20 protein-coding genes and 7 pseudogenes are annotated in these 21399 nt (G+C 69.3%); 14 read left to right on the top strand and 13 right to left on the bottom strand.

The features are described from left to right. Window positions 1–395 precede the first annotated feature (395 nt). Both ACZ7MX_RS01050 and ACZ7MX_RS01045 read left to right on the top strand, forming a co-directional pair. Window positions 396–677: pseudogene (locus ACZ7MX_RS01050) on the top strand (XRE family transcriptional regulator). 73 nt (window positions 678–750) lie between these two features. Next, entirely contained in the window at window positions 751–1473 is a 723-nt protein-coding gene (locus ACZ7MX_RS01045; protein WP_472128057.1) for a VOC family protein, read from the top strand. 35 nt (window positions 1474–1508) lie between these two features. On the opposite strand, the pseudogene ACZ7MX_RS01040 reads toward ACZ7MX_RS01045, so the two are convergent. Continuing rightward, a pseudogene (locus ACZ7MX_RS01040) lies at window positions 1509–1785 on the bottom strand (antitoxin); the annotation flags it as partial. A gap of 51 nt (window positions 1786–1836) precedes the next feature. On the opposite strand from ACZ7MX_RS01040, the gene ACZ7MX_RS01035 reads away from it, so the two are divergent. Both ACZ7MX_RS01035 and ACZ7MX_RS01030 read left to right on the top strand, forming a co-directional pair. Beyond that, window positions 1837–2406 (top strand): hypothetical protein, encoded by a 570-nt coding sequence (locus tag ACZ7MX_RS01035; protein ID WP_472128055.1) that lies wholly within the window; start codon window positions 1837–1839, stop codon window positions 2404–2406. A gap of 408 nt (window positions 2407–2814) precedes the next feature. Further along, window positions 2815–2886, top strand: a pseudogene (locus tag ACZ7MX_RS01030). 126 nt (window positions 2887–3012) lie between these two features. Here the strand turns inward: ACZ7MX_RS01030 and ACZ7MX_RS01025 are convergent. From ACZ7MX_RS01025 to ACZ7MX_RS01015, 3 genes are all read right to left on the bottom strand, one after another. Continuing rightward, window positions 3013–3225, bottom strand: coding sequence for a hypothetical protein (locus ACZ7MX_RS01025; RefSeq protein ID WP_472128053.1), 213 nt, complete (start codon window positions 3223–3225; stop codon window positions 3013–3015). Window positions 3226–3582: 357 nt separating this feature from the next. After that, window positions 3583–4017, bottom strand: a complete 435-nt coding sequence (locus ACZ7MX_RS01020) for a hypothetical protein (protein ID WP_472128051.1) — start codon at window positions 4015–4017, stop codon at window positions 3583–3585. A gap of 42 nt (window positions 4018–4059) precedes the next feature. After that, a complete protein-coding gene (locus ACZ7MX_RS01015; RefSeq protein WP_472128049.1) occupies window positions 4060–4224 on the bottom strand; it encodes a hypothetical protein in 165 nt (54 codons plus the stop codon). Window positions 4225–4356: 132 nt separating this feature from the next. Here ACZ7MX_RS01015 and ACZ7MX_RS01010 point away from each other — a divergent pair, with 132 nt between their 5' ends. Then, window positions 4357–4986 (top strand): hypothetical protein, encoded by a 630-nt coding sequence (locus ACZ7MX_RS01010; protein WP_472128047.1) that lies wholly within the window; start codon window positions 4357–4359, stop codon window positions 4984–4986. Further along, window positions 4983–6662 (top strand): M48 family metalloprotease, encoded by a 1680-nt coding sequence (locus tag ACZ7MX_RS01005; RefSeq protein WP_472128045.1) that lies wholly within the window; start codon window positions 4983–4985, stop codon window positions 6660–6662. Before ACZ7MX_RS01010 ends, ACZ7MX_RS01005 begins: the two co-directional genes overlap by 4 nt. Window positions 6663–6682: 20 nt before the next feature. Here the strand turns inward: ACZ7MX_RS01005 and ACZ7MX_RS01000 are convergent. The 5 genes and pseudogenes from ACZ7MX_RS01000 to ACZ7MX_RS00980 all read right to left on the bottom strand — a co-directional run. Next, window positions 6683–6859 (bottom strand): annotated as a pseudogene (locus tag ACZ7MX_RS01000) (YceI family protein); the annotation flags it as partial. Between the two features lie 276 nt (window positions 6860–7135). Continuing rightward, the gene (locus tag ACZ7MX_RS00995) at window positions 7136–8371 is read right to left on the bottom strand and encodes a PP2C family protein-serine/threonine phosphatase (protein ID WP_472128044.1); all 1236 of its coding nucleotides are present in this window, start codon (window positions 8369–8371) and stop codon (window positions 7136–7138) included. A 350-nt stretch (window positions 8372–8721) separates the two neighbouring features. Continuing rightward, window positions 8722–9020, bottom strand: a pseudogene (locus tag ACZ7MX_RS00990) (DUF2267 domain-containing protein); the annotation flags it as partial. A gap of 148 nt (window positions 9021–9168) precedes the next feature. Continuing rightward, window positions 9169–9564 (bottom strand): DUF2267 domain-containing protein, encoded by a 396-nt coding sequence (locus ACZ7MX_RS00985; protein WP_472128042.1) that lies wholly within the window; start codon window positions 9562–9564, stop codon window positions 9169–9171. 101 nt (window positions 9565–9665) lie between these two features. Then, window positions 9666–10097, bottom strand: a complete 432-nt coding sequence (locus tag ACZ7MX_RS00980) for an Hsp20/alpha crystallin family protein (RefSeq protein WP_472128041.1) — start codon at window positions 10095–10097, stop codon at window positions 9666–9668. Window positions 10098–10224: 127 nt separating this feature from the next. Here ACZ7MX_RS00980 and ACZ7MX_RS00975 point away from each other — a divergent pair, with 127 nt between their 5' ends. The 4 genes and pseudogenes from ACZ7MX_RS00975 (at window position 10225) to ACZ7MX_RS00960 (ending at window position 13634) form a co-directional block, all read left to right on the top strand. Next, window positions 10225–10869 carry a type III effector protein gene (locus tag ACZ7MX_RS00975; RefSeq protein WP_472128039.1) on the top strand — a complete coding sequence of 215 codons (645 nt, stop codon included), beginning with the start codon at window positions 10225–10227 and terminating at the stop codon, window positions 10867–10869. Between the two features lie 214 nt (window positions 10870–11083). Beyond that, window positions 11084–11583, top strand: a pseudogene (locus tag ACZ7MX_RS00970) (epoxide hydrolase); the annotation flags it as partial. Between the two features lie 219 nt (window positions 11584–11802). Further along, on the top strand, window positions 11803–12342 hold the full coding sequence (locus tag ACZ7MX_RS00965; RefSeq protein ID WP_472129240.1) for an ArsR/SmtB family transcription factor: 540 nt from the start codon (window positions 11803–11805) through the stop codon (window positions 12340–12342). A 17-nt stretch (window positions 12343–12359) separates the two neighbouring features. Continuing rightward, window positions 12360–13634, top strand: a complete 1275-nt coding sequence (locus ACZ7MX_RS00960; protein ID WP_472129238.1) for an MFS transporter — start codon at window positions 12360–12362, stop codon at window positions 13632–13634. 358 nt (window positions 13635–13992) lie between these two features. On the opposite strand, the gene ACZ7MX_RS00955 is transcribed toward ACZ7MX_RS00960, so the two are convergent. After that, window positions 13993–15516 (bottom strand): hypothetical protein, encoded by a 1524-nt coding sequence (locus ACZ7MX_RS00955; RefSeq protein WP_472128037.1) that lies wholly within the window; start codon window positions 15514–15516, stop codon window positions 13993–13995. Between the two features lie 185 nt (window positions 15517–15701). Between ACZ7MX_RS00955 and ACZ7MX_RS00950 the strand changes: the two genes are divergently transcribed. Then, the gene (locus ACZ7MX_RS00950) at window positions 15702–17051 is read left to right on the top strand and encodes a PucR family transcriptional regulator (RefSeq protein WP_472128036.1); all 1350 of its coding nucleotides are present in this window, start codon (window positions 15702–15704) and stop codon (window positions 17049–17051) included. 287 nt (window positions 17052–17338) lie between these two features. Here ACZ7MX_RS00950 and ACZ7MX_RS00945 read toward each other — a convergent pair whose 3' ends face one another. Beyond that, window positions 17339–17704: a hypothetical protein gene (locus ACZ7MX_RS00945; protein WP_472128034.1), complete on the bottom strand. Its 366-nt coding sequence runs from the start codon at window positions 17702–17704 to the stop codon at window positions 17339–17341. Between the two features lie 249 nt (window positions 17705–17953). On the opposite strand from ACZ7MX_RS00945, the gene ACZ7MX_RS00940 reads away from it, so the two are divergent. Together ACZ7MX_RS00940 and ACZ7MX_RS00935 are read left to right on the top strand one after the other, a co-directional pair. Beyond that, the gene (locus ACZ7MX_RS00940) at window positions 17954–18346 is read left to right on the top strand and encodes a VOC family protein (protein WP_472128032.1); all 393 of its coding nucleotides are present in this window, start codon (window positions 17954–17956) and stop codon (window positions 18344–18346) included. Window positions 18347–18404: 58 nt separating this feature from the next. Beyond that, window positions 18405–18698, top strand: a pseudogene (locus ACZ7MX_RS00935) (IS5/IS1182 family transposase); the annotation flags it as partial. A gap of 142 nt (window positions 18699–18840) precedes the next feature. Here the strand turns inward: ACZ7MX_RS00935 and ACZ7MX_RS00930 are convergent. Both ACZ7MX_RS00930 and ACZ7MX_RS00925 read right to left on the bottom strand, forming a co-directional pair. Continuing rightward, window positions 18841–20088, bottom strand: coding sequence for a PP2C family protein-serine/threonine phosphatase (locus ACZ7MX_RS00930; protein WP_472128030.1), 1248 nt, complete (start codon window positions 20086–20088; stop codon window positions 18841–18843). A gap of 167 nt (window positions 20089–20255) precedes the next feature. Continuing rightward, window positions 20256–21029 (bottom strand): hypothetical protein, encoded by a 774-nt coding sequence (locus ACZ7MX_RS00925; protein ID WP_472128029.1) that lies wholly within the window; start codon window positions 21027–21029, stop codon window positions 20256–20258. A 51-nt stretch (window positions 21030–21080) separates the two neighbouring features. On the opposite strand from ACZ7MX_RS00925, the gene ACZ7MX_RS00920 reads away from it, so the two are divergent. Continuing rightward, entirely contained in the window at window positions 21081–21290 is a 210-nt protein-coding gene (locus tag ACZ7MX_RS00920; RefSeq protein ID WP_472128027.1) for a hypothetical protein, read from the top strand. Window positions 21291–21399: the final 109 nt, after the last annotated feature.

Raw genomic sequence — 21399 nt, 5'->3', positions numbered from 1 at the left:
AAGTCCGTGGACTGACGCAACAGGTCCTTGGTTGCTCGTTTTTGCTGACCCAGGTCGCTGGTCACCTCGTCGTGGCCGGAGGCCAGATGCGGATCTTCCGGTGGATTTGGCGGTCATGGGCCGCGTAGGTGAGGGCGTCGACCGTCTGATGTACGAGGTCTGGGCCGAAGGGAAGGTCACCCAGCTCCGTGCGCTGCACGCCACATGCGTGGACGGTGACGACCTTGGCCGGGTCCAGGAAGCTCGTCCTCCACGGTGCTTGATGGGGGAGGGGCGGACGGAACGGTCGTGGAGACCTCTGCCCTGACCGGTGTGGCCGCCACCTGCGGCAATAGGGCAGAGGTCTGCACTGGCAGGGCAGGGCAGGGCAGGGTTCTGCACCGTCGGATGGTGGGGTGACGTTCTTCCTGCCCAACCTGGACCTCACTGCCCTGCGCCTGGAGCTGGGACGGTTGCGGGGCGAGCGCGGATGGATCCACGACGAACTCGCCCGCCGCAGTGGCCTGGCCAGACGCATTCTCATGCATCCTCATCGAAATCGAGCAGGGCTGCACCAACGGCCGCCTCAACACCTGGCACGCCTCGCTCACGCCCTCGACGTCCCCGTCGTCCCGTTTGAGAGACCGGGCTCCCGCCGCGACGGAAAGTCGGATGCGGGTGCTGCACTGCCACCCTAGGCTGCGCTCGCGGCAAGTGTGAGGAGCCGTGTGACCGCCGTGTGACCGTCAGTGGATCGGAGATGCTCGGGGTATGACCAGTCAACTGTTCGCGATCTGCTTCAATGCGACCCGGCCGGCGAGCCTGGCGCGGTTCTGGTCCGGGGTCCTGGGCTGGGCGTTGGCCGACGGTCCGGACGACGACATCGCGATCCTGCCCCCTGATGCCGCCGGGTTCCGCATCCGTTTCCTGCCGAGCCAGGAGCCGAAGATCGGTCAGAACCGAGCGCACTTCGACTTGACGAGCACCTCCCCGGAGGATCAGCAGCAGACGGTGGCCAGGGCCCTGGAGTTCGGCGGGAAACACATCGATGTGGGCCAACTACCGGATGAGGGGCACGTGGTGCTCGCCGATCCAGACGGCAACGAGTTCTGCGTCATCCAGGCGGGCAACAAGTTCCTCGCCGACACCGGCTTCATCGGAGCGCTGGCCTGCGACGGTACGCAGGAGGTCGGCTATTTCTGGAGCGAGGCGCTGGGGTGGCCGCTGGTCTGGGACCAGGACCAGGAGACGGCGATCCAATCGCCGAACGGCGGTACGAAGATCACGTGGGGCGGTCCTCCGGTGGCACCGAAGACGGGCACGAACAGGCTGTACCTCGAGCTGGCGCTCCCCACCGACGCCGACTGGGAAGCGGAGGTCGACCGCCTGGTCTCGCTGGGCGCGACGCGCACCGACACCGGTGCGGGCGACGGAGGCCGGGCGCTGCTGCTCGACCCCGACGGCAACGAGTTCTCTGTACAGAGGCCCCGGTAGCGGGACCGTTGTCCGGTGGGCTGTCGGGTTGGCGAAGCTGTGGAGGAAGTGAACCAGTACGCCGCGCCGATGAAGGACGCGACCGCGACCGGCGCCAGCTGCGCGCGGCCGACGCGGCCGAGATCGTAGATCAACAGAATCAGGCCGGCGGTGGCCACCAGCTCCCCCAGCCACAGGTGGCCGGCGAACCGGTCGTGGGTGGACCACTTCACCACTGGCTGGGCGAACATCGCGGAAGTGCGCCCCGGAGACCGGGCCGAGCAGAGCGATCAGCGTGCCAAGGCCGAAGAGGATCCCGGAGAAGACCGACAGTCAGGCTGCCCCGCTCGGGCCGGTCTGGGAGTGCCGTCTTATGGTTCCGGGATGAGTAACTCTGCTGCGGCTGCTGTCCTCACCACCGCTGACCTGCCTGAAGCGATACGTGCGGTGCGTACCTTGCTGGGCATGGCAGACATCGGTCAGGCAGAGGTCGACTTTGAAGCCGTGATCAGGTCTCCGGATGTCCTGGCGCAAGTACGTCACGTACTGCCTGACCTCGAATGGTGGGCGTCGGCCGGCAAGGAGCACGGTTCGTCGGAGGCCGGCGACAACCCTGCAGACTGCCTGCCGATCCAAGTGTTCGACTGGGGTCGTCCGCTGGACCGCGCCGAGCCCTTCATCGGCGCTCTGGGGCCAGATCCCGCGGCTGTTCGGTGGGATCTGAACGCATGGCCTGCGGTTCCCGAAGCGGGACTGGAGGCGATCTCGCAGAAGTACGCGTACCTCACCCTGACAGTGAATTCCCGGGACCTCTACCAGGACGAGCCGTCGCAGGACCACACCGTCCACGTGCACGTCCGGGACCGGAACGGCGACCAGATCGCCCGCGTCCATTGGCTCGCCGATCAAGTGGGTGGCCGCTTCGCAGGCAGGGTGGAATTGGCGCCTCTGTAACCGCTCAACAAACAGGCAAGACCGCCGTCTCCCGCTGCCTCTGTCACATGACCGGCCGGACAAGTCCTAGTCGTTCCTTCGCGTGCCGTGCCCTTCGCAGACGTGCCCCAGCGGGCACACGCAGGGCACAACCCACCGAAAAACCCTGCGGATTCTGCCATTTCCCTGCCATATTGCTCAAGTCAGAGAGGTCCCAGCCGCGTCAACGCCGGTCATCCTCGGCGTCGACGCTCTCCGATTGCTTGCCAGAGCTACGAGGGACGCCCGGACCGGCCGCGAAGGTATCCAACCCTGCTGGAGCACTGCGACAGCTTCATCGACGAGTTCGGCACGTGATGAGACTGGTCGATGCCGGTTCGCTGATCAAGTATGATCATGGTGCAGCTTCGGCCTGAGGGCGGGAGTCGCGCGTCTGTGGTCCAAGGAAAGACGTCCACCAACCGGTGGGAGATGCAGGTGCAAGGCCTGCCGGGCGCTCCACCAAAAGGTCTCTTACCCGTGCCGGGTAAGAGACCTTTTCCGTGTCGGCCTGCACGGCGTTCCGTGGCTGCGCCTGCGGGGTGTCCTTCTGGCACCGGATCGAGGCGGCGGCCAGTAGTAAGGGTCCTAAGGGCGCTGGTGAGCGTTGCGCTCTGCTGCGGCATGCCACCATCCGGGCGGAGATGAGCCAGTGACGATGGCGGTGGGCTGGTCGGGGTGGAGCCCGAGCCGCCGTAGCGCCTGGGCGCGGATGCGGACGTCGAACCAGCCGTGCCAGTGGCCGTCAGGACCGATGCCGCAGGCCAAGCCCCACTGGATTTCATGAGGATCGAAGGGCATCCAGTCAATGCCGCGGTCGCGCAGTCAAGCGCGTGCTGCTGCCATCGGCTGAAGACGCCCCGGGAGGTTCTCGTACGCGGCGATGGTGATCCAGTCGGTGCTCGGTGTATCCATGGCATCCATGATGCCGTGCGGCCGCGCACACCTCATCGTCACCCGCACATCCCCGGGCCTCAGGCATCCGCACACCGACCTGATTCAGTGAGCCATTGCTGAAGTCCTCCGCGACGCGGCCCACACCACGGGAGTGGTGGGTGAGATGCGTCCAGCGCAGCACCGCGAAGCCTGTAGCAGCCTGGGAATAGGGATCGGCACCGTGCCGGGGCCTGCTGCGGATACGGGCCCGTAAATGTCAGGTCAGAACGTCCAGGTCGTGTACCACGTGGCCTGACTGGTGGGTTGGGCCAGGTCGGTGGTGACTCCGGTGAGGCGGCCGTCGGAGCCGCGGGAGCCGATGTAGCGGCCCCTTGCGCCATCACTCCAGGCGATGACGAAGTAGAGGGAGCCGCCGTCCACGAACCCCTGCTCGATGGTGCCTGTCGTCGAACTTCCCGTCCTGGCGGTGCCGGTGAGGTTGCCCTGGGCGTCCTGAGTCACGGAGAGCGTCGCATTGGCCGAGTTGCTCTGGTAGATGGTCCAGAAGCCCCCCACGTTGAAATCGGCGGCCGCCGCCCTGACCAGCGGTGCCACGGAAGGCTGGTGCGCCGTCGCTGCCTGGGCGGCAGGGGCGAGGGTGAGGCCACCCAGGGCGACGGTGAGCGACACGGCAGCCGTGGCGAGTCTGGCACGCATGAGGATTCCTTCCCATAAAGGGTCATTTGAGCGGCATGGGTGCTACTGCGAGCCCTGAGCCTGGCAGTAGCGGCTGTGCCCGGACAGACGAGAACCGGTCATTGCGGCGCGGACGGTCTCGTCCTTGGTCAACGACGCGCTCACCGGCGGCACATACGACATCGACGCGGTCAGTAGCTCCTCCAGCCGCACCAGTCCTACGGTCATTGCCGGAGTGACGACTGGCCTCCGGGCCGGTCCCGCTTCTGCCCCCGCTCTACCCATCAACATTCCGCCAACTGCCGCCATACTGAAGTCATTTGGTCGCCACGCAGGCATGAACGGTGAGGGGGCAACGTGGTGCCGCAGCACTCCGAGCACAACAGACCGGACTTACGGACCGACGCCGAGGCCAGGACGACGTCCGACATCGAAACCACGACCGGCATCGAAACCACGACCGGCATCGAGACCACCCCCCACATCGACGCCGACACCTACCTCGTCCGTGTCTCGCGTGATGAGTTCGCCCGGCGGGTGGTGGCTCGGGTCGCGCCCGAGGAGCTGCCGGCCTTCGCGCTGCTCTCCCGGCCGCGCGCCCGTACGCCGAAGCTGCGGGACACGCCGTTGGGCAGTGGTCTGGACGAGATGGTGGGGGTCGTCACCCCGGTGGGAGTGCTGGTCAGCGGTTGGGCGCTGACCGCAGTGGCGGGAGGCGCCGCCGACGAGATCAAGAACCGCAGTATGCGCCTGACCCGGACCCTGCTCGACCGGCTGCCCCAGCGCCTGCGGCGCCGGGCGGAGACCGAGGAGGTGGCGGTGGCCGTCGCGGCGCTGAGCACGGAGCAACTGACCAGCGTACGGGCGTCGGTGCAGGCAAAGGCGGTGGCGCTCGGGATGCCGGCGGACCAGGCCGGGCTGCTCGCCGATGCCGTGGTCGGCGAACTGGCGCTGCTGAGACCCGACGGGGAGGAGGAGCCGACGCGATGAAGCCCTCTGCCTCGCGCCCTTCGTACCCTCCGCGCCCGTCGGGCCCTTCCGGCTCCCTCGACATCGAAGCGTTCCCCTCCGACCTGTCGCTGATGCTGCTCCTGCTGGTGGTCACGGTCCTGGCCCAGGACCTGTTCTTCGCCCTGTGGATGGCCACGTTGCAGGCACCCGTGAGGGGGCTGTGCACCGGCTCGTCCCTGGACTGTTCCAGGGAAGCCGGTGCGATGGTCAGCGGCACGGTGAACTACCTTCTGATGCTGCTCACGCCCGGGCTCGTGATCGGGGCGAGCACCACCTGGCGTCGGCACCGGCGTTCCACGCCGCTGGCCGAGACCCCGTTCCACGGTGCCGCAGAGGCGGTGGGGAGCCTCATCCGGGAGGCCCGACTGAGTCGGAAGCCGGTGGTGATGGTGGACCGGCGGCTGGCGTCGGGAGCGTACGTCACCGGTCAGCAACGTCGGCCCCTGCTGATGCTCGGCCCGGAACTGCTGGTGTTGCGCGAGAAGGGCGACCACGGCCGGCGGATCTTCGAGACGGTGGTCCGGCACGAGCTGGCGCATCTGCGCGGCAGGGACCTGCAGACATACCAGATGCTGACGGTGTTCCGCCCCTCCAACCTGTTCGCCGGGGCCTTCATCGCGTTCGCCATGACCCTGGACGTGCTCAACCGCAACGTCACGCCGGGCGCGCTGCTGGTCACCCTGCTCCGGGTCCTTCTGCTCACGCTGCTCGGCGAGCTGATCGCCCGCGCCTACCTCCGGATCCGCGAACACCATGCCGACCTGCACGCCGGAATGACCGACCGCGACGGACTGCTCGCCGCCCTCGGCGCGGACAGCGGCCGGGCGGACGGAACGGGCGCGGCACGGCTGCGGTCCTGGCTGCGCCACCACCCCCTGGGCGACGAACGGCTGGGCGTGGCCAGGACACCGGGCCGGGTGCTGGCCTCCTCGCCGGGGCGGGTGTTCCTCGGTGCGACCGTCGCCGGTGTGCTGCTGCCGACGCTCCAGGACATGCTGCTGCGGTTCTACGGGTCCGAGAGCGGGGCCTTCACGGTGATTCCGTGCGGGGTGCTCGTCGGGTTGGGTTTGACGCTGTTCGTGGGGTTCACGCTGTGGCGTCACCAGTGGTACGCGGCAGGTCTGGCCCGGCTCGGCCGGTCGGCGCTCACCGGCCTGATCGTGGCGGTGGGGGTGCTTGCGGGCGGTTGGCTCGCCCTCTACACGCGGGTGGCCGGCTTCGGTTTCTCCGGCATGCCGCTGGCGCCGTCGTTCCTCGCCGTGTTGGTCGTCGCGGCCGTGCTGCTGTGCGGCTGGCTCACGGTCGTCGGGGCGCAGTGGTACCGGGGCGACCCCGAGGCGCAACGCGTTTCCCGGTTCCTGAAGTTGGCCGTTGTGCCGGCGTGCCTGCTCGGCGGGTGGCTGATGGCCGGTGTCTGGACGTGGGGAGTGGTCCTTCAGAGCGTCCTGACCGCTTGTTCGACCAAAGGCTATCGGTGTGTGACGCATGCGCCGGAGCGGGACGTCGCCAAGGCGGTGGCCGGGCTCTTCGGACCTGGACCGGTGCTGGTGGCGGTCATCCTCATCGCTCTGGGCGTCCCGCTGGCCGCCCGTTTCGCCGCGCCGGTCACCGCCAGGATCCCGCGGGGAAGCCGGCCGCCCGGGCGCACTCCATGATCGGCGGCGGACTGGCGCACGGCGCCACCCGTGGAGGCGGCCCCGTGGGTGTTGCCCTTGGCGACGGTCAGCGCGAAGTCCACGGTGACCGGCTTGGCCACGCCGCGGATCGTCAGGTCACCGGTGGCCCGAAAGCCGGTGCGGGCGTGCGGTTGGTCCGTGTCGGGGGGAAGCCGAGGGACGGGCGGTGGCTGCATGGAAGAGGGTGTCGCGCAGGTGGTCGTCCCGTAGGCGGTTGTGAGTCTGGATGCTCTTCGCCCGGATCGCCAGCCGGATGCTGGACCTCGACGGGTCGTCGCCAGCGACGTTGAACTCATCGACATATGAAGCCCGTTGAGAGTTACGCAGCCAGCTGTGGTCGCTGCCGGACCTGCCGGACCTGCCGGATCTGCTGGACCTGCTCAACAGCGGGGGGCCATCGAAGCTCTCCGTGCTCGCCCGGGACGGTGATCTCGGGTGAGGGAGGGCGCTGGTCACAGCCGGGCGATGATCAATGCGATGTCGTCGAGGCCGCCGCCGGCCAGGCCGAGGCGGGCCAGGACGGTGTCGGCCAGGTGCTCCGGGGTGAGCTGGCTGGACTGGCCGAGGGTGTCTACCAGCCGGGCCAGGCCGGTGTCGATGTCTTCGTCGCGGCGTTCGATCAGGCCGTCGGTGTAGAGCACGAGGGTGTCGCCGGGGCTGTAGGTGGCCGTGGCCTGGGGGCGGGGGACGTGTAGGGGGCGAACCCCCAGGGGCGGGTCGGTGGCCTGGTCCAGCAGCTCGCAGGTGCCGTCGACGTGCACCAGGACCGGGGGCGGGTGGCCGGCGTTGCTGTAGATGATCAGGCAACTTGTGGGGTCGACCAGTGCTTTGACGGCGGTGGTGTTCAGCGCGCCGTCGACCGAGCGGGCGTACAGCCCCAGTACCTCCAGCGCCTGGGCCGGCCGCTCGAGGGCGCGGATGGCTGCGCTCAGCGCGCTGCGGAGCATTCCCATGACCGCGGCGGCCTCCAGGCCGTGGCCGACGACGTCGCCCACCGCCACCGAGAAGCGGCCGTCGGTCAGGTCTGCCACGTCATACCAGTCGCCGCACACGTTCAGCGACCCGGCCGCGGGCAGATAGCGCACGGCGACGTTTTGGTGCCGGGCCAGGTCCGGTGACTGGAGCATGCCCTCCTGCAAGGTGACGGCCACCTGGCGCTCGCGGGCGTGGGCCTGCCGCAGCTCCTGGTTCAGCCGCTGCAGCTCCCGGGCTCGCGCGTACAGCTCGGCCTCCAACGCTTCGCGCTCGGTCAGCTGCTCGGTCGGCGGCCGGGCACCGGTGCGCGCTTGGACGAACGCGGTCACGTCCTCCACCCGGTGGATGATCCACACCACCGTGCCGTCCGCGGCAAGGATCGGCGTGTTGACCGGGGACCACCACCGCTCCTCAAACACCCCCGGCCGGCCCATGATGGGGATGTCGTACTTCTGCAGTGCCATCGGGTCGGGCTCGCCCGTGGCCAGGACCCGGTGCAGCGAGGCGCTCAGGTTCCGTACCCCGTCGGCCTCGGGGTCGTCCGGGTTGTCCGGGAAGGCATCGAAGACGTATTTCCCGATCAGGTCTTCCCGCGTGCGGCCGGTCGCATCGAGGTATGCCTGGTTGACCTCCACGATCGCCAGATCCGTCCCCAGCACCAGATACGGGCTCGGCGTCGCGGCGAACAGCGCTGCGTAATCCATATCCGCCATGGCCGCCGTCCCTTCCGCGCCCTTCGCCCCGGCCCACCCCCGACCGGTCCTTTCACGCTACGGTCCGTCCCACTCACCCGCCTGCCAGGACGACGTCGGCCGTTCTCTTGCGCCCCAATGGCTTGCGGGGCAGGCCAGGCGGTCCAAGCTCGTGCGTCTGTGTCTCAGCCTGGCGGCTGGGCGCATGGGAGGCACGGGCGCATGAAGCGACCTGGGCGCCCTGTCCTGGAGCCCCGGGTGCTGTCACGGCTCGGGCAGGATCGGCCACGCACTGTGCCGGCAATCTGTGCTGGGATGAGCGAGCAATCGCGGGCTGAATGCCCGGCGGGAGAGGGAGGATGGCGACGGGGCGTCGCTATGACTGCCCCGGGGATCCCGGCGGTGGCAGCCAGTGCGGGCGCCGGTCGGTCGGCGAGATCTTTGACGAAGGCCCGGCTGGTCAGGTCAGCGGCTGCGTGTCGGGGATCTGGGCGGTGAGGACTCGTGCGGCTTCGAGGGGCAGGCGGGCGGCCCGGGCGGTCCGGGCGGCCCGTTTCGGCACGTTCGTCGCCGGTCAGCTGGCGTCCCAGTCCCGCGAGGGAGAGGCGGACGGCTTCCTCGGCGTTCTCACGGGTTGAGTAGGCGCCGTCGAGCGGACCTTCTCCAGCATCTGCTCGTACGCTACGCCCTGTCACAGGGCAGGGCTGGAGCGGTGCGCTCTGGTCAGACGTCGCTGTGGTGGTTGCCTTGTCGCCGCGGTGGTTGGCTTTCTGTCACCGGCTCGTGGTGGACGGTGTGCGGTCACCGCGGGTGGGCGCTCAGGTGGGTTGAGGGTGGCCGAAGAGGAGGTCGTAGCCCGCGGGAAGCTGGAGCAGGACCTCCTTGAGGAGGTCGTCGCCGGCCGCGTCGGCGACGGTACTGAGGACGGCGCTGACGTCCCAAGCCGCGGTCTGTTCGGTCGCGCCCTCGATCCAGGCCGCCGTCGCCCGCACGAACCGCTCAGGGGGCAGCGGCTCGGCGCTCTGCAGCGGGTTGAGGAGGATCAGCGCGAAGCCTTCCGGTAGACGCGCCGCCAGCTGGGCGCGTACCTCGCCCACCAGGTGTGCGCCCAGCAGGGCGAGCACCACGCGGGCCGCGCGTTCGGCTTCCTGCAAAGTGTCGTACTCGCCGCGTTCCTTCACATGGTCGAGAAACGCTTCACGTCGTACAGTCACGGCGGCCGCCACCCCTTCCTCGGTCCACGGGGCGCGGAGGACGGGTGAGGGGGAGATCAGAAACCCGTCCTCCGCCGCTGTTCAGCCCTCGTCTGTCCTGCTCAGCCAGATATCTCCGTGCGGCCGGATCCGACGCCGATGTCGATCTTGCGGGGCTTGGCGCGCTCGGCGATCGGGATCCGCAGGGTGAGCACGCCTGCGTCGTAGTCGGCCTGGATGCGCTCGGTGTCCAGCGTGTCGGCCAGCACGATCTGGCGGGAGAAGACGCCCTGCGGCCGTTCCGACAGCTCCATCTGCGCGTCGTCGGCCTTCGCCACGGACCGACGCTCGGCCTTGACGGTCAGCATGTTCCGCTCGACATCAATGTCGATCGCGTCCGCGCTGACACCGGGGATGTCGAAGGCCACCACGTACTGATCACCCTCGCGGTAGGCGTCCATCGGCATCGGGGACGGCCGCGACCAGGTGCCCGGGCCCACCAGCTGCTGCGCCAGCCGGTCGAGCTCACGGAAGGGGTCGGTGCGCATCAACATCGGAAAACACCTCCAGGAAGGTTCGGGCAGTGGCTGCCCATGCGCCTCACTGAAACCGTTGTACCATGTCGTCCAGTGGATGACAAATGTTGCGTCATCCAAAGGATGACCACCTGAAGGAGGTGCCATGACCCCAGCTGACCAGCCGGCATCGTCCAGTGCCGACGCGCAGAGCCCGGCGTCGTTCCTCTCCGCCGCGGCAGCCCTTCGAGCCATAGACGACGCCCTGCATGCCGCCCGGCACGACGTGTCCGGCACTGCCGAGACTCACGACGTCGGCCCGGAGCAGGCCCTGGCTTCCCTTCTGCTGCTGCGGCAGGTACGCGAGCAGCTCGCCGGATGGGAAACCGGCCTGATCGAAACCGCCCGCGACGCGGGTGCCAGCTGGGCCGACCTCGCCCACCCCCTCGGCGTCGCCAGCCGCCAAGCCGCCGAACGCCGCTATCTGCGCAACCGGCCCGGCCCCGCCGGAACCACCGGCGAACAACGCGTCCAAGCCACCCGCGAACGCCGCGCCGCCGCACGCACCACCGCCACCTGGGCCCGCCGCAACGCGGCCGTCCTGCGCAGCATCGCCGGCCAGATCACCGCCCTCACCGACCTGCCCACGGCGGCCCACTTCCCGCTCAGCGAACTCCACGCGGCTCTTGCCCACGACGACCCCGCAGAGCTCATCCGCCCCCTCCATGCCACCCGCCCCCACCTGGCCACCACCCACCCCGACCTCGCAGCGCAACTCGACAGCCTCACGCCCCCCGAACCAAGGACGTAAAGGATGTAACGGATGTAATGGCCGCCGCCGAGGCGCAGGGAGCTGGTGGTGAGTTCGTAGCCCGTCAGGGATGGCCAAGGTTTCCGCGGTCCGGGGCAGGGCCGAGTCGAGGCTGTCAGCAAGAGCACGGGCGACGTCGCGGGCGCGAGGGGTGGTGGTGGGGCTGTCGTCTTCAAGGGCAACAGGGGGACCTGCGGCCTGACCTGCCGGGCTGTACGAGAGGTACGCCGCCGGGGGCTGCGACATCGGCGGCTTCGTCTCCAGCCAGCTCGGCCACAAGTACGACGTCGAGCTCTATGGCATCCACATCGGCTCCGGGCTGCCGCTCGGCTTCTTCGCCGGCCCCGTGCCTGGGACTGCGCCCGGAATCGGTCCCTCACCGACGACCAGCTCGCCGACATCCGCGCCCGCATCATCGAGCTGGACCACCGCTCGGCGTCCCACCTCGCCGTGCACATGCTCGACGGCGCCACCCTGACTCACGGGCTGAGCGACTGGCCCGCCGGACTGCTCGCCTGGCTGCTGGAGGGTTGGAATGCCTGGAGCGACAACGGCGGCAACGTCGAGTCCGTCTTCACCAAGGGCGACCTGCTCACCCACGCCACGATCTACGGGGTGAACAACTCCCTCGCCGCGTCGATGCGTTACTACGCCAACGCCAACCGCTGCCCCTGGACCCCGCCCTTTCCACGGCCGCAGGCCCTGAACGACCCTGCGGACTCGTCTGGCGACGGGCCAGGCAAACGTTGCCTGGCGGTGGCGTGCGCGTCGGCCGGCCGGCCCGCACCGCCGCCCGATGATGGAGCGGCCGGATTTCTCTGCGGGGCGGCCTTCCCAGCGCTCGCCCCCACCCTCGCCGACGCCGACGCCGATTCTGGGAGTCCACGCGAAATCCCCTTGCGCAATGGTCAAGAATCGTTGACCATTGCTCGCATGCCTACCGATGATCTTCCCGAGACATTTCACGTCACGACTGACGAGCAGCTGCGCGCCGTCTCCAATCTCACGCGTCACCGGATCATGGCCGTGCTCCGCTTCGAGCCGGCGACGATTACGCAGATCGCCGAGCGGGTGGGTATTGCGAAGGGGAGTTCCAGCTATCACGTGCGGCTGCTGGAGCGGGCCGGCCTGGTGAAGGTGGTGCGCACGCGGAAGGTGCGGGGGGTCACCGAGCGGTACTACGCGATGGCCGCGCGGGCGATCGTGTTGCCGGATCCGGGCGAGGGAGGGCCGGATGTGTTGATGCGGCATGCGGTGGCGGATCTGGAGGCGTCGCCGGTGGATGGCGAGCGGCACGTACGGATGGCGCATCTGCGGCTCACCGACGAGCAGTTCGCTCAGCTGGGGGCGCGGCTGGAGGCACTGGCGGATGAGTACCGGGAGCTGTCCGATCCCTCGCTGCCGGACGCGACACTCGTCTTCGCGCTCTTCCACCCGGCGCCGCGCGAGCAGGCCGAGGGAGACTCCCAGTGATCAAGGACAGACAGAAGCTGCCGACCGGGTTCGGGCGGCTGTGGACCGCGCAGACGATCTCCTCGCTCGGTGATGGGGTAACGCATGCCGCGCTGCCACTGCTCGCGTTGACGTTGACGCGGGATCCGATGGCGCTCGCCGTCGTCACGGCCGCGGGGACGTTGCCGTGGTTGCTCTTCGGGGTGCTCGGCGGTGCGTTGGTGGACCGATGGGACCGCCGGCGCACGATGTGGGTCGCGGACACGGCACGTGCGGTGCTGCTCGCGATACCCGCGGCGGCGGCCGTGCTCGACGTGCTGAGCATTCCGTTGCTCGCGGCCGTCGCCTTCCTGCTCGGTCTCGGCGGACTCTTCTTCGATACGGCTGCCACGGCCTATCTGCCAGATCTGCTCCGCCGCGATCCCGCACTCCTGGAGCGCGCCAACTCCCGCTTGCGCGGCGCCCAGACCGCCATGTCGGGCTTCGCGGGGCCGCCTGCGGGCAGTGCCCTGCTCGCGCTGGGGCGGGCGATTCCGCTGCTCGCCGACGCGGTGTCGTTCATGCTCTCCGCACTGCTCGTACGTACGCTGCCCGCCATGCCGCGGCCCGTGCCGGAGGTCCGCGAGTCGCTGCTTCGGCAGGCGCGGGCCGGGGCCTCGTACGTCTTCCGGGACCGGGTGCTGCTCGGCCTCGCGCTCCGCCCGGCGGTCGGGAACGTCGCCTTCCTCGCCGTGGAGACCGTCCTCGCCCTCTTCGCGCACGACCGCCTCGGCATCGACACCTACGGCTTCGGCCTGCTCCTCACGGCGGAGGCCACCGGCGGCCTGCTCGGTGCGGGCATCGCCTCCTCCCTTGGCCGACGACTCGGCACCGGCACCGCACTGACCTGCACGGCCGCCGTCGAAGGGCTTGCCATCCTGGGCCTGGCCGCTGCCCCGAACCCGTATGTGGCCGGCCTCGCGCTCGCCGTCTGCGGGGCCGGCATGGGCGCCACGATGGTGCTCGGGCCCTCCCTGAGGCAGGCGATCGTCCCTGCCCACCTGATGGGCCGGGTCGCCTCCACCTCCCGCATGTTGGCCATGTGCGCGGCCCCTCTCGGGGCCTTCCTGGGCGGCTGGCTGGCCACCACCTACGACGTCCGTACCCCGCTCTACGCGGCCGCCGTGCTCCTCCTGGCGATGACGGCCGTCACGGCATCCATGACCAGCAACCGCCGGGTCGAAGCGGCGCTGCGTGCCGCCGCCCCGGCCGGCGGTCCAGATCACTCAGCAGGCAAGGATCCCGCCAAGGAGAGTGCACCCGACTTGTTGTGACGCCTGCCGCGACGGCGTCACAACGAGTCGAGTGCCAGGCGCCGGTGGGGCGCAACGAGTAGTCGGGTCGGTCAGCGACGTCCTGGTGTGGCGACTTCGCCGTCTCGTCGACCTGACTGCCGCAGCACCGTCCCGGGCCCCGCCCGAACAGGGCGGACCCTGCCCTGTTCGGGCGGCGAGCAGAGCACTCCCCAAGCTCTTCCCGGTGTCACTCTGGGCCTGGGCCTGGGCAAGGGCTGAAGAGGAGCCGCCCGTGGGGCTGCGAAGCGACGAACCCCCGCCGGCCCCTTGACCGCGGATGCCCCTTCATTACGGGCAGGGCGTCGTGGGAGCGGTGGCTCAGGCCGGCAGTGGTGGCTCAGGCCGGCGGCAGCTTTCCGTGGCCGAAGAGCTTGCGCTCGTCGTGCAGGGCGAACGGCGTGGTCCTGAGGTCGACGATCTGGATGCCGAAGACCTTCAGTTGCAGCATCAGTTGGGTCTTCAGGTCGTAGCCTGCGCTGAGCGCCCACGCCGGGGCACCGCCGCCGGTGGCCGCCGCGGCCCGCCCGGTGAGGTGGACGGACAGGTCGCCACCGACGCCTGCGGTGTCGTAGAGGAACACCTGGGCGTGTGCGCCGACGCGGGCCGTCGCGGTGGCCGCGCCCTCGACGCGGGGTGTGCCGCCCTTGGTCTGCTGGTGTGCCTCGTGGAGCGGCTGCCAGCCGTGCCCGCGGTCGTACTTCGCGCCGACGGCGAACGAACCGGTGGTGCGCTGGTCGGCGTCGAGGACGATGCGGCCGCCGGCGGTGAAGCGGTAGGTGAAGGTGACTTCGGTGCTGACCACGACGGGAACGGGGCCCACCCAGAAGACGTGCCGGCCGGTGACCGCGGCCAGCGGCACCGAGACCTGCCCGGTGTCGGCGGTGCCGCGCACCTTGCCGTGCACCTGCCAGCCGTAGGAGTAGGAGCCGCCGAGCCCGATGGCGGCGCGCTCCGGCAGCACGTTCAGTCCGCCGCGCTTGTTGTACTGGAAGATCAGCTCCGGCCGGAACGTCACCTCGCCGGAGAGCCGGGCGGGAGACTTACCGGTCGCCTCCACCCCCTTGGGCAGCGGCACGTTGACGCCCAGGCGCAGGGTGGTGAGTCCCTTCCGCGCCTCGGGCGGCAGCGACTCGCCCGGGGCGGTGGCGGCCGCGCCGGCGCCGGTCAGCCCGTTGCGCGGCGTGGTCGAGGCGGTGGCCGACGGGCTCGGGGAGGCGCCGGCCGACGCGTCCGGGCCGTCGCCGGCGGGCGTGCTCGGCTCGCCGGACGGCGTGCTCGCACCGTCGGACGGGGTGGCCGGGCCGGTGCCGGGGGAGGGGTTGCGCACGCTGACGCCGGACGAGAGCGGCTTGACGGTGAGTTCGCCGGGCCGCAGTGCCGCGCGCCGGTCCACCTTCTGGTCGCCGAGCAGCTCCGGGAGGGTGGCCGGGACGGTGGTCACCTGGACCTCGCCGCCGTGGGAGCCGGTGACCTTGCCCACCTTGAACAGCGCTCCCGAGGGGGCGTGCCGGTTGGGTGCGGCGGCGATGACGTCGCCGGTGCGCACGGTCTTGCCGGCGGACGGCTTGAGCACCGCCTGCCTGCGCTGGGTGTCGTAGGACGCCAGCTGTACGGAGACGGAACGGCCGGATCCGGCGGGCGCGTTGGACGGCTTGGCGACGACGGCGCCCTCCGGGCCGGAGGCTCCGGCACCGTCGTCCGCCGCGGCATCCGGGGCGGCGGACCCGTCGGCCCGTATACCGGCCGGGGGCGTGCCGGGGTCCTTGGAATCGGAGAGCAGGGCGTGGGTGCCGAGGGCGGCGGGGACGAGTACGCCGACCGCGGCGGCGGGAACCGCGATACGGCGCCAGGAAACAGCCATGGAATTCCTTGGGGTGCGGGGGTGGTGGGAAAGCGGGCCGCCTACCGGTCCCCGACGGATCCTGACGACGGCACAGAAGTCGTCCGCAGATCGAACGTCTGTAGGGGTTCGGGCGGCTTCCTCGTAGCATGGCGACGAATGATCGCTTTCGCCATGGGGAAAGACACCGAGTCGGGAGGGGACGGGTGGAGACTTCCACAAGGGTGCCGGAGGCCGTTGCCGCACTGCATGCCGCCATCGACGCCCTGACCAACGAGGTCATCCACGCCCTGCGGGCCCAACTCCCCTCCTACGCCGAACTCTCGGCGGACCAGCTCCGGCCGCGGGTGACGGTGTCGCTGCGCAACGGCCTGACGCTGGTGCAGCACTGGTCCGGCCAGCGGCAGCGCTCACCGAAGGCCACGGTGCACGGCAGCGTCCCGGCCTATGACCTCCCGGCCTATGACCTCCCGGCCTATGACCGACCGGCGTACGAGCTCCCGGCCGGACACCTCGCCGAAGTGACGGCGCTGGCCCGCTCTGTGCCCGTCGAGGACATCATCTCGGCCTACCGGATCGGCTCGGACATCGTCTGGCGGCGGTTCGGCGAGGAGATGGCGGCGCGGCAAGGCACGGCCGAAGACCTCCTGCCGATCGCCGAGACGCTCCGCGCCTGGGCAGCGGCGACCACCATGCGCATCGTCCGCAGTTGCCGCGCCGACCTCCAGCGAAGAACGGTGACCGATCGGCGGCGGGCGGCGCTGGTCCGCGCGCTGCTGCTCGGCGAGGCGCGGTGGGCCGACACCGGCGCCGACGGCCGGCCGCAGGACGGGGAACTGGACGCGGAGTTGGACGGCGCCTTTGACCGCAGCGCACTGCACCTTGCGTTCCGGGCCCGGCTGCCCGGCCCTCCCGGGCCCGACACCCCGACGTACACCCCGGCCCCCGGCCCCGCCCCGCGCGGGCCCGCGGAGGACCCCGACACCGCCGACGGCACCCTGGCCCGCACCGTCGATCTGCTGCGCCCTTGGCTTGCCCTGGATGCCTCGGGGAGGCCACTGGTGACGACGGTGGACGGGGAGGTGGCGGGGCTGCTGGCGGCGCGTCCGGAGGGGCTGTGCCGCAACCTGGTGGTGGGGCTGGGCGCCCCGGCGCCCGCTTCCAGGCTCGCCACGGAGTTCGTCCGGGCCACCCAGGCTCTGCGCGCAGCGGTCGGCTCCGGGCTCGTGGGGGTGTTCACCCACGAGGAACTGGGGCTGCGGGCCAGGGTTGTGGCGCTGCCGGACGTGGGCGAACAACTGGTCCGGCTGCGTCTGGCGCCGCTGGCCGAACGGGGCGAGGACGGCGTCCAGTTGGAGGAGGCCGTCGCCGCCTACCTACGGCAGGGGATGCGGTTGGAGGCCGCCGCGCGCGCCCTGTACGTCCACCCCAACACGCTGCGCAACCGGCTCCGGCGCTTCGAGGAGATCACCGGAACGAGCCTGCGCGATCCGGCCGACCTGGCGGAGGTCTGGTGGGCGCTGGCCCACCGCCGGATCCACGGCCCGGCGAGCTGACGTCCGAGCATTGCGGCCAGATGTACATTCCCCTCCAGGTTCTGTGGCAGGGACGCTCCACGTGGCCGGTTCAACTGGCCGCCCCAACGTCGTGACATTCATGGCGAGTTGCGGCTTGCCGCCGGTAGTGGCTGGCGCGTGATCGCTGCGGCGGGCGCGGGTGCCGGTCGAACGAGTCGAGCCGGTGGGCCATGTCGTGGAGGGGTTGGACGGTCTTCGTCGGCGCGCAGGACCGCGGGGAAGGCGTGGGCGAGCATCGCCCGGGTGACCAGAAGCGGGGCCGCAATTCAACGCGGGGTCGGAGACCCGGGGTCACGAACGGGCTGACCGACGTCGGATGGCCAAGTGGGACGGAAGCGTTCGACGAAGTCTGTGAAGTCATTCCGCAGATAGCGAGAGTCGGACGGTTTCAGCCGGATCTGCTGGCGGCTGTCAGCCCACCAGATCTCGAAATCGGCAATTGTGCCTTCCACTGGCCAGTCAGTGCTCTGTTCCGGAAGCAACGCGACATCGACGAAGCCCCCGACACTGAGGCCGATGTCCACGAAGATCCCGATCGCACCGGGCCGAGGAACCTTTACGACGGTGCCCTCGAAGACCTGCCCGAAGCGCAGGCCCCTCCGCATCCGAACCCACTCGGCATCTGTCACCACGAGCGCATCCTCGCACTTTCGCCCGGGCCGCATGAAGGTGACGGAATCGACCGGTACCTGAGATGGCCGGCAGCCGTGACCGAAGGTGACGCCAGCGCCCGCTAAGGCGTGTCCCGTAAGGGGGCCCTGTGCTGGAAGGGGCGCGACTCGATCCGCCTGCTTGTCCCTGCCCACCCGTCCCCTTGTCAGATCCATGTGACCCTCATTATCTTGACGTCAAGATTTCCGCCTAGAAGGTGAGGAGGAGAGATGACTCAAGAAGCGCTCGGATACGCCTTGGGCGGCCTGCATCACGTGCAGCTGGCCATCCCTCCAGGAACTGAAGAGCTCTGCCGCGACTTCTGGGGAGGCGTTCTCGGGATGACAGAGCTCAAGAAGCCGCCAGGGCTAGCGGCTCGCGGTGGGTGCTGGTTTGGCGGCGGTGGTCTGGAGGTCCACTTGGGGGTGGAAGAGGACTTCCGTCCGAACCGGAAGGCGCATCCGGGCATCCTTGTGACCGCGCTCCAAGCGCTTGCCACGCGATTGGAAGACCACGGGGTGAGCGTCACTTGGGATGACAACTTCCCTGGACATAACCGCTTCTACGCGTTCGACAGGCTGGGCAATCGGCTTGAGTTCCTTGAACCTGTCGGCGATCGCTGATGGAGGCATGACTGCGGGATGACCCGTAACTGCTGGTTACGAGAGAGATGATCGCGCCGTGACTGAAGTGATCACGGGGTCGAGGCCGTCCTGGATGGCGCCCTTCACTGGGCTGAGACCACGTCAGTTGGGCAAGCTCATCACCGCCTTGCGGAACGGTGCTCGCACTCCAGCCACGTAGGCGGTGCCGCAACAAGGGCACCGTGCTGATCGTGGACGGAACCCTAGCCCCCAGTGCGACCACACCGTCGCCGAGCAGTCGAAGAACCATCGATACTCCACCAACCACCAGGTCGTGATCGACGTCGATACCCGGCTCGTCGTCGCAGTCGGCCGGCCGGTGACCGGCAACGGTCCGGGAGCAACGGCTCCCTCCGCATCCACTGCGTATCAGTCAACGACCCACCCGAGCCAACGACGGGGTGTTCCCAACGAAACGTCCTAGGTGTCCGCGTTGGGCGGCATGTGGGCCGTCCTACCGCTTGCGCTCCGAGTCACAGGCGGACGGTGATCAGGGCGATGTCGTCGCGGGCGCCGCTGCTGACGTCGAGGTCGGCCAGTAGGGCATCGGCCAGGTCTTCCGGGGCGAGTCGGCTGCACGGGGCCAGGGCGTCGGTGAGGCGAGCGAGGCTGGTGTCGATGTCTTCGTCGCGGCGTTCGATGAGCCCGTCCGTGTAGAGCACCAGGGTGTCGCCGCAGGTGTAGGAGAGGCCGGCCTGAGGGCGGGGGACGTGCTCGGGGCGGGCCCCAAGCGGCGGGTCGGTGGCCTGGTTCAGCAGCTCCCAGGTGCTGTCGGCGTGCAACAGGACCGGCGGAGGGTGACCGGCGCTGCTGTAGATGATCAGCTGGCTGTCGCAGTCGACCAGGGCGCTCACGGCGGTGGCACCCAGGGCCCCGTCGATGGAGCGGGCGTACAGCCCCAGCACCTCCAGCGCCTGCGCGGGGCCGGGGACGGCCCGGATGGCCGCGCTCAGCGCGCTGCGCAGCATGCCCATCACGGCGGCGGCGTCCAGACCGTGACCGACCACGTCGCCAACCGTGAGAGCGAACCGGTTCCCGGACAGGTCGACCACGTCGTACCAGTCACCGCACACGTTCAGTGACCCGGCGGCCGGCAGGTAACGCATCGCGATGTCCGGATGCCGAGCCAGGTCAGGCGAGTGGAGCATGGCCTCCTGCAACGTCACGGCCACCTGGCGTTCGCGGGCATGGGCCTGCCGCAGCTCCTCGTTCAGCCACTGCAGCTCCCGCGCCCGGGCGTACAGCTCGGCCTCCATCTCCTCCTCCCGCCTGCTCGGCTCCGAGCCTGGCGGGCGGCGGCGGGAGCGGCGGGCTTGAACGAACGCGGTCACGTCCTCCACCCGGTGGATGATCCACGCCACCGTGCCGTCCGGCCCCAGCACGGGGGTGTTGATCGGGGACCACCACCGCTCTTCGAACACTCCCGGCCGGCCCCCGACGGGGATGTCGTATTTCTGCAGTGCCATGGTGCCGGGCTCGCCGGAGGTCAGGACCCCCTGTAGCGAGGCGTTGAGGTTCCGGACGCCGTCGGCATCGGGGTCAGCGGGGTTGTCGGGGAAGGCGTCGAAGAGGAACTGCCCGACCAGGCCCTCCCGAGTCCGGCCCGTCGCCTTCAGATACGCCTCGTTGACGTCCACGATCACCAGGTCGCGGCCGAGCACCAGGTACGGGCTCGGCGTCGCGGCGAACAGCGCCGCGTAGTCGATCTGCGGTGTCGTCACGTGCTCCCTGCCAGGCCCCCTGGCCGACGGACCTACTGTTCAATCTACGAGGCAGGCGATGTCTCCGCGCGTTGCAGTGTCCGGGGGACGGGGCGTACCCCGTGCGCACTTGTCCTCGGCGGGCAGCCACAGCACGGTGCTACTGGGAACATCAATAAGCCAGAAATCTATGTCAAACCCAGGAATTGGTCAAAGCTGCCGTTCCACAATTGCCACATCCCGAGCTCGCCCCGCTCGGGCAAAGGCGCCCTTCGATGCTGTTGCCGCACATACCAATCGTGATCCTTTATCACGCTTCCGAGTTTACTCGAACCGCCTGGATATTCTTGGGGCGCTAGGATCTGGCCGACTTCGCCAAGACCGGCGGGAACGTACTTGAGCGCCCATGCCTCAGCGTCGCTTTTCGTCGCGTATCCGGCTGTGTGCAATGTGGCGAAGGCCGAAGTTGCAAGCTTCCGATAGCGAGGAAATGTTCGCTTGGCGACGTCATTGATCATGTAGGCGTTGACGGCGTCGGCGAATCCGCTGAGCCTGGCCCTCCCGCCTTCGGCCTCGATGGCGCCGAGAACTCCGGTCCTGAAGATGCGTACCGCCCTTGATGGCGGAACCCCACCCGTCGTCGACCTCTCGGCCAAAGCGAACGCGCTGACAAGGCTCACCCCCGCAAGATCGAATATTCGTACCTCGATGGACTCCGGGTCAGCAGGCCAGTTCTTACCCGTCCAGTCGATCAATTTGTCCCTGGCGAGTTTGGTATGCATTCCGTGGACGAGCTCGGAAGCGAATTCTCCGAGCAGTCCGGAAATTGCTGATCCGCCACCGCTCGACTCGCCGGACGAGGTCGAAGAAATGTCTTCCAGATGCCTCTGAAATACCTCGTAAGGACCGCTTCGATCGAGAGGCATGACCGCCACCATGTGTCTGGAACGTTCGGGCGTCACCAAGAATCCTACTGCGGATGAGCGTCATCGCATGATGGCATCAACGGCCCCATGAGCAGCGCCAAGGATGAGCAGCGCCAAGGGGACTGGATGCGGGTGTCGGAGCTACCTGGCGATCACCCAACCTCTTGCCGCCAGCATCTGGGTGCAGGAAGGCTCCGCGCCACTCGCCTTCGCGCGAAGGAGGCGCTGCTGGGCGCGGCGCGGGTGGCCGCGCTGCACTTGGTACGCCGCCGCAGTGACGTCTGCGCCGATACCTGAGCAGGCCTGTTCGCTCGGCGGAACTCACAGTCCCGGGTTGACCCGCAGCCACGGGTCTCGGGAGAGCCGACCTCAGCGGGCTGCCCGGCAGCCGCCCGCGCCGACCGGT

The sequence above is a fragment of the Streptomyces sp. NPDC107765 genome, assembly GCF_055657085.1.
This window is presented reverse-complemented; position numbering and strand designations above follow the sequence as displayed.